Source organism: Stenotrophomonas sp. 05L44_2 (assembly GCF_056665995.1).
In genome coordinates this window covers 1-3,514 of record NZ_JBFTNR010000453.1, presented here as the reverse complement: position 1 = coordinate 3,514, position 3,514 = coordinate 1, and the positions used below count along the sequence as shown (strand labels likewise).

Here is a 3,514-nt window from a genome sequence, read left to right as displayed (position 1 = left end):
GCCGACAACAGTCAGGGCGGTGAAGGTGAACTGACGGCCACCCTTGACGGTCTTGCTGACGCGATTGACCGCGACCAGCTTTTCGATCATGCCGTCATCGACTTTCTCTTCGCGGTTACGGTCGCGATCGCGACCCCGCTGCTGACGTTCTTCTGCCATGTTTATTCCTTGGTTGTTGGGTTATGTACGGCTCGAGGCCGCTTATGGTTGTGGAGTGGTGCGTTGTTGCGGTGGGCCGCTGCAGAAGAGCGGCGCCGCCCAGCCTCACTCAGGCTGGCGAGCAGGCGGGCATGGGGACCGGGGTCCCCTGCCCTGATCCCTTAGAACTGCAGGCCGGCTTCGCGGGCAGCGTCAGCCAGGGCCTTGATGCGGCCGTGGTAACGGTAACCCGAACGATCGAAGGCAACCTTCTCGACGCCGGCGGCCTTGGCACGCTCAGCGACGATGCGGCCAACCTTGGCGGCGGCATCGGCGTTCTTGCCGTTCTTCAGGCCTTCCTTGATGTCGGCCTGGGTGGTGTTGGCGGCAGCCAGCACCTTCGAGCCGTCAGCGGTGAAGACCTGTGCATACAGGTGCTGGCCGGTGCGCAGCACCGACAGGCGGGCCACACCGAGCACACGGATGTGGGCACGGGTCGACTTGGCGCGACGCAGGCGGGCGATGTTCTTGTTCATGATCTTTTTCCCTGGAAAGCGGAAGGTCCTAATTAGGCCTTCTTGGCTTCCTTGCGAATGATGACTTCGTCGGAGTACTTCACGCCCTTGCCCTTGTACGGCTCSGGCTTGCGGAACGCACGGATCTTGGCGGCAGCTTCACCGACGGCCTGCTTGTCAGCGCCCTGCACCAGGATTTCAGTCTGGGTCGGGGTGGTGATGGTGATGCCTTCCGGCGCCACGAACACGATCGGGTGCGAGTAACCCAGCGACAGGCTGAGGTCCTTGCCCTGCATCGCGGCACGGTAACCCACGCCGACCAGCTCAAGCTTGCGCTCGAAGCCTTCGGAAACACCCTTGACCATGTTGGACAGGATGGCGCGGACGGTACCGGTCAGCGGGATCAGCTCCACGTTGTCGGTGCTCAGGGTGGCAACGCCGTTTTCGACATTGATGTTGATGCCAGCCGGCTTGGCCAGCGACAGGGTGCCCTTCGGGCCCTTGGCGATGACGCTGTCGTTCTGGACGTTCAGTTCAACCTTACCCAGGTCGATCGGCTTCTTGGCTACACGGGACATGGTCTACTCCTTTCGCCTTAGGCCACGAAGCACAGGACTTCGCCGCCGACGCCCAACTGGCGCGCCTGCGCATCAGTCATGATGCCCTTGGAAGTGGAAATGATGGAAATGCCCAGGCCGTTCATGACCTTCGGCAGTTCGCTCTTGCCGCGGTACTGGCGCAGGCCCGAACGCGAGAAGCGCTTCAGGGTCGCGATGACCGGCTTGCCTTCGAAATACTTCAGCACGATTTCCAGCTCGGACTTGTTGTTCTCGAGCGCGGTCACGCGCAGGTCGGCGATGTAACCCTCGTCCTTCAGGACCTGGGCGATCGCAACCTTGATCTTGGACGACGGGGCTTTCACCGTCTGCTTGCCAACCGCTGCCGCATTCTTGATGCGGACCAGCAGGTCGGCGATGGGATCAGTCATGCTCATATGAGTACCTTTGAGTGCACCGATATCCGCTTTCGCGAAAATCTGTTGTCTCCTGGAAACGGGCCAGGCCCCCTACCCCTACGCGTTGCGCAGAGCAAGACGCGGGAGTATACGCCAAAAGAGCCCGACTTGCGTCGGGCTCTTCGGTTTTTTGCAGAGGGAAAGCTGAACGCCTCCCCTCCCCGGCTGCGAAGCCCCCCCGTGGGGAGCCCTCGCTGGCAGGACCGGCTGGGGTTACCAGCTGGCCTTGCGCAGGCCCGGAACGTCGCCACGCATGGTGGCTTCACGCAGCTTGTTGCGACCCAGGCCGAACTTGCTGTACACGCCACGCGGGCGGCCAGACAGTTCGCAACGGTTGCGATGGCGGCTCGGCGACGAATCGCGCGGCAGCTTCGACAACTTGGTGGCGGCCTCGATCTTCTCTTCGTAGCTCGCGTCCGGGGAGGACACGATCTTCTTCAGAGCAGCACGCTTGACAGCGAACTTTTCAGCCAGCTTCTTCCGCTTGATGTCGCGGTTGACCATGGAGGTCTTTGCCATTTCGGTTTCCTCGACGAATCAGTTACGGAACGGGAACTTGAACGCTGCCAGCAGCGCCTTCGCTTCCGCGTCGGTCTTCGCAGTGGTGGTGATGGCGATATCCATACCGCGGATCGCGTCGACAGCGTCGAAGTCGATTTCCGGGAAGATGATCTGTTCCTTCACACCCATGTTGAAGTTGCCGCGACCGTCGAAGGAACGACCGGAAACACCACGGAAGTCGCGCACGCGCGGCAGCGAGATGTTGATCAGGCGGTCCAGGAACTCGTACATCTTGTGGCGACGCAGCGTGGTCTTGCAGCCGATCGGCCAACCATCACGGATCTTGAACGATGCCACCGAGATACGCGACTTGGTGACGATCGGCTTCTGGCCCGAGATCTTGGTCATGTCGCCAACGGCGTTTTCCAGGATCTTCTTGTTGGTGGCCGCTTCGCCGACACCCATGTTCAGGGTGACTTTGACCAGCTTCGGCACCTGCATGGAATTGGTGTAACCGAACTGCTTCATCAGCGCCGGCACCACTTCTTCCTTGTAAAACTTTTCGAGACGGGAAGTCATCTTCTCATTCCTCAGGCGTCGAGCGCCTCACCGCTGGAGCGGAACACACGCAGTTTGCGTCCATCCTCCAGCACCTTGAAGCCAACGCGCTCGCCCTTGCCCGAAGCCGGGTTCAGCACATTCACGTTGGAGATATGGATCGACGCTTCACGCTCGACCACGCCGCCGGCAACACCTGCCTGCGGGTTCGGCTTGGTGTGGCGCTTGACGATGTTCACGTTGGCGACGACCAGACGGTCGCCATCGACGCGGACGACTTCGCCCTGCTTACCCTTGTCCTTGCCGGCGTTGACGACAACCTGGTCGCCCTTCTTGATACGGTTAGCCATGATTATCTCCTGTCGCTCACAGCACTTCSGGAGCGAGCGASACGATCTTCATGAACTTCTCSGAACGAAGTTCACGAGTCACCGGCCCGAAGATACGGGTCCCGATCGGCTCCTGCTTGTTGTTAAGCAGAACGGCGGCGTTGCCGTCGAAGCGGATCAGCGAGCCGTCGGCGCGACGCACACCCTTGCGGGTACGCACCACGACGGCGTCATACACTTCACCCTTCTTGACCTTGCCGCGCGGAATCGCATCCTTCACGGTGACCTTGATGATGTCGCCGATGCCGGCGTAACGGCGCTTGGAACCACCCAGCACCTTGAAGCACATCACTCGCTTGGCACCAGAATTGTCGGCGACGTCAAGGTAGCTCTGCATCTGGATCATGATTCAGACTCCTTATTCAGCCGCACGCGTGATGACTTCCACCACGCGCCAG

7 protein-coding genes and 1 pseudogene are annotated in these 3,514 nt (G+C 60.8%); all 8 read right to left on the bottom strand.

What is annotated here, in order from left to right; translation table 11 throughout:
- A pseudogene (locus tag AC1VAN_RS15430) lies at positions 1-159 on the bottom strand (30S ribosomal protein S5); the annotation flags it as partial.
- A gap of 161 nt (positions 160-320) precedes the next feature.
- Positions 321-674 (bottom strand): 50S ribosomal protein L18, encoded by a 354-nt coding sequence (gene rplR, locus AC1VAN_RS15425; RefSeq protein WP_025879313.1) that lies wholly within the window; start codon positions 672-674, stop codon positions 321-323.
- A gap of 32 nt (positions 675-706) precedes the next feature.
- Positions 707-1,231 (bottom strand): 50S ribosomal protein L6, encoded by a 525-nt coding sequence (gene rplF / locus AC1VAN_RS15420; protein WP_025879312.1) that lies wholly within the window; start codon positions 1,229-1,231, stop codon positions 707-709.
- 17 nt (positions 1,232-1,248) lie between these two features.
- Entirely contained in the window at positions 1,249-1,647 is a 399-nt protein-coding gene (gene rpsH / locus AC1VAN_RS15415) for a 30S ribosomal protein S8 (RefSeq protein ID WP_025879311.1), read from the bottom strand.
- 234 nt (positions 1,648-1,881) lie between these two features.
- Positions 1,882-2,187, bottom strand: a complete 306-nt coding sequence (rpsN, locus tag AC1VAN_RS15410; protein ID WP_032977438.1) for a 30S ribosomal protein S14 — start codon at positions 2,185-2,187, stop codon at positions 1,882-1,884.
- 18 nt (positions 2,188-2,205) lie between these two features.
- A complete protein-coding gene (rplE, locus tag AC1VAN_RS15405) occupies positions 2,206-2,748 on the bottom strand; it encodes a 50S ribosomal protein L5 (RefSeq protein WP_025879309.1) in 543 nt (180 codons plus the stop codon).
- An 11-nt stretch (positions 2,749-2,759) separates the two neighbouring features.
- Complete coding sequence (gene rplX / locus AC1VAN_RS15400) at positions 2,760-3,077, bottom strand: 50S ribosomal protein L24 (protein WP_025879308.1); 318 nt, start codon at positions 3,075-3,077, stop codon at positions 2,760-2,762.
- Between the two features lie 16 nt (positions 3,078-3,093).
- Positions 3,094-3,462 carry a 50S ribosomal protein L14 gene (gene rplN / locus AC1VAN_RS15395; RefSeq protein WP_025879307.1) on the bottom strand — a complete coding sequence of 123 codons (369 nt, stop codon included), beginning with the start codon at positions 3,460-3,462 and terminating at the stop codon, positions 3,094-3,096.
- Between the last annotated feature and the right edge of the window lie 52 nt (positions 3,463-3,514).

What these genes read in the sequence shown, in the direction of transcription:
- rplR (WP_025879313.1), bottom strand. Translation starts at nt 674, where the DNA reads ATGAACAAGAACATCGCCCGCCTGCGTCGCGCCAAGTCGACCCGTGCC.
- rpsH (WP_025879311.1), bottom strand. Translation starts at nt 1,647, where the DNA reads ATGAGCATGACTGATCCCATCGCCGACCTGCTGGTCCGCATCAAGAAT.
- rpsN (WP_032977438.1), bottom strand. Translation starts at nt 2,187, where the DNA reads ATGGCAAAGACCTCCATGGTCAACCGCGACATCAAGCGGAAGAAGCTG.
- rplE (WP_025879309.1), bottom strand. Translation starts at nt 2,748, where the DNA reads ATGACTTCCCGTCTCGAAAAGTTTTACAAGGAAGAAGTGGTGCCGGCG.
- rplX (WP_025879308.1), bottom strand. Translation starts at nt 3,077, where the DNA reads ATGGCTAACCGTATCAAGAAGGGCGACCAGGTTGTCGTCAACGCCGGC.